Below are 1548 nucleotides of genomic sequence, written 5' to 3' on the forward strand. Positions count from 1 at the left end.
ATGGGCAAGACCACGCTGGTCAACGGGCTCATCACCTGCCTGCTGATCGCATACGGCGAATTCGAGCTGTATTTGCTCGATGGAAAGTTCTGCGGGCTGACCCGTTTCGAGTCGATTGCCACCCGCTACGAGTCGTCCGACGATCCGGCCGTTTTCTGGGACATGGTCCGAGAGCTCAACGAACGCTCGGACAAGCGGTACGCGGAGATTACGGAAGCCATCCGTAACCGCCAGCCCGTACCGAAATTCAAGCCGGTCATCTTCATCGTGGACGAAGCGGCCGACTTCTTCGCCTCCGGCTCCACGAACGAAGAAAAGGACCAGGCCAAGCAGATCGCCAATGACACGCGGTCGTTGGTCGCCAAGGCCCTGGAATCCGGCATCTCGACGATTCTCATGACGCAGCGCCCGTCCACGAATGCAATTCCCGTCATGGTCCGTGACCAGTTCCTCTACCGACTGTGCCTGTACGTGGCATCGGCGGGAACAGCCAAGGTTGCTCTCGGTGACACCTATTTCGAAACGGTCGCACCGATCAACCCGGCCCTGCTTGACCCGGACATCAAGGGGCAGGCCGTCCTGTTCGCCCGCGGGCGTTCCACCCTAATCCGCGGGTTCAATTTCGAGGACAAGTTCATCTGGGGTGTGGTGGACGAAGCGGAATCCCGCCTGACGAAGGTAGTCGAAGACGCGCCGGATTCACCGCTCAAGCAGGCCATCGCTCTGATGCGGGATAAGGACGTGGAGTTCATGCCCACCGCCGACCTGGCCCCGGCCATCGGAATCCTCGAAGAAAGTCCGGTAACGCAAGGGCGGAAACTCTCTGCCCAGCTTGGCGTCACGTCGGGCAAGGACGACAAGGGCGTGCGCGGCTACCACCTCGCCGACCTCATCGCCGCCCTGAAGTCCGGTTTGTGACCCCTGCCGTATCCGCCGGAGCGTCCGCCGGACATCCGCCGGGAAACGCCGGGCATCCGCCGGGAGCCACGCCTCCGGCGGATGCCCGGCGGATGCCTGGCGGACGCTCCGGCGGATGCAAAACCCAGGATGACCTGCGCAAACAGTGAACTCAGCCCCTGAGATCCCCTGGAAGGAGATTTTCGCTCTTGAGAGCCTCTACAGCCGTCACCGTCGGCGTGGGAGCGACCGCGGCCGTCGTCGTGGCCGCGCTCGTCCAGGCCGCTGGCGACGACCCCATAGGAACAGCACTCAGCATGTCCGTGCCAGCCGACTACAAAAGCCTGATCGAGGAGGCAGGAACCACCTGCCCCGAAGTCACGCCCAACCTGCTCGCCGCGCTCCTCACACAGGAATCCGGCTTCAATCCAGAAGCAAAGTCGCCGGTCGGTGCACAAGGAATCGCGCAGTTCATGCCGTCCACTTGGGAAACCCACGGCATCGACGGCAACGGCGACGGCAAGCGCAATGTCTGGGATCCCCAGGACGCAATCCTGTCATCCGCCAAATACCTCTGCACCATTGCCAAGGACGTGAAGGACGTTCCCGGCAACAAGCAGAGCAACATGCTCGCCGCCTACAACGCGGGAA

The 1548-nt window shown here is 62.5% G+C and carries 2 protein-coding genes; both read left to right on the forward strand.

The window, feature by feature from the left end; genetic code table 11:
* Positions 1–918, forward strand: a 918-nt coding sequence (locus tag ACZ7NC_RS45565) for a hypothetical protein (protein ID WP_471498357.1), incomplete at its 5' end; no start/stop codon positions are given.
* 188 nt (positions 919–1106) lie between these two features.
* On the forward strand, positions 1107–1548 hold a 442-nt coding region (locus ACZ7NC_RS45570; protein ID WP_471498360.1), incomplete at its 3' end, for a lytic transglycosylase domain-containing protein.

This window comes from Streptomyces sp. NPDC111802, from assembly GCF_055634335.1.